The organism is Candidatus Pelagibacter communis (assembly GCF_001179925.1).
Taxonomy (GTDB): Bacteria; Pseudomonadota; Alphaproteobacteria; order Pelagibacterales; family Pelagibacteraceae; genus Pelagibacter; species Pelagibacter ubique_E.
This window is the reverse complement of record NZ_CVSF01000004.1, coordinates 1-1031: the sequence shown is the minus strand read 5'-3', so window position 1 is coordinate 1031 and position 1031 is coordinate 1. Positions and strand designations below refer to the sequence as shown.

The following is a 1031-nucleotide window of genomic DNA, read 5'->3' as shown; positions in this document are numbered from 1 at the left end:
ATAGCCGAGGCAAATAAACTAGCTAACAAATCATCCAACGTGATAGCTGTAATTGGAGATGGAGCGATAAGCGCAGGTATGGCGTATGAGGCTATGAATAATGCGGGCGCTTCAAAGACTAAAATGATAGTTATTTTAAACGACAATGACATGTCTATTGCAAAACCTGCTGGCGCGATGAGAACTTATTTGGCAAAATTATTTACGGGAAAAATATATTTTAGTTTAAGAGAAACTTTAAAATTAATAACATCTGCCTTTTCAAAAAGATTTAGCGCTAAAGCAGGTAAAGCAGAAGATTTTTTAAGATCTGCTGTCACTGGTGGCACTTTATTTAACTCCTTAGGTTTTTATTATGCAGGTCCTATTGATGGTCACGATTTGACTTCGCTAGTACCAATTTTGAAAAATGCAAGGGACTCTAAATATGAAGGTCCAATTATGATTCATGTTAAAACTCAAAAAGGCAAAGGTTATTCATATGCTGAAAAAGCCACAGATCATTATCATGGAGTCTCAAAATTCAATGTCGAAACTGGAGAACAAGTAAAAAGTGGTAACAATTTACCAGCTTACTCAAAAATATTTGGAAATACTTTAGTTAAGCATGCTCATAGAGATAGTAAAATTGTAGGAATCACAGCAGCAATGCCTGGTGGTACAGGAATGGATATTTTTGCAAAAGAATTTCCAAAAAGAATGTTTGATGTTGGAATTGCTGAACAACATGCTGTAACTTTTTCTGCTGGTTTAGCTACTGAGGGATACAAACCATACGCAGCTATTTATTCTACTTTTTTACAAAGGGCATATGATCAAGTTGTCCACGATGTAGCCATACAAAGTTTACCAGTAAGATTTGCAATTGATAGAGCAGGTTTAGTAGGTGCTGATGGGCCAACTCATGCTGGTTCATTTGATATTACATATTTATCAACTCTACCTAATTTTATTGTTATGGCTGCAAGTGATGAATCTGAGTTAGTTAAAATGATAAATACTTCAGTTGATATAAATGATAAACCTTGTGC

1 protein-coding gene is annotated in these 1031 nt (G+C 34.9%); it reads left to right on the top strand.

Annotation, left to right across the window (positions count from 1 at the left end; translation table 11 throughout):
* On the top strand, positions 1–1031 hold a 1031-nt coding region (dxs, locus tag AMN70_RS00230; protein WP_075500916.1), incomplete at both ends, for a 1-deoxy-D-xylulose-5-phosphate synthase.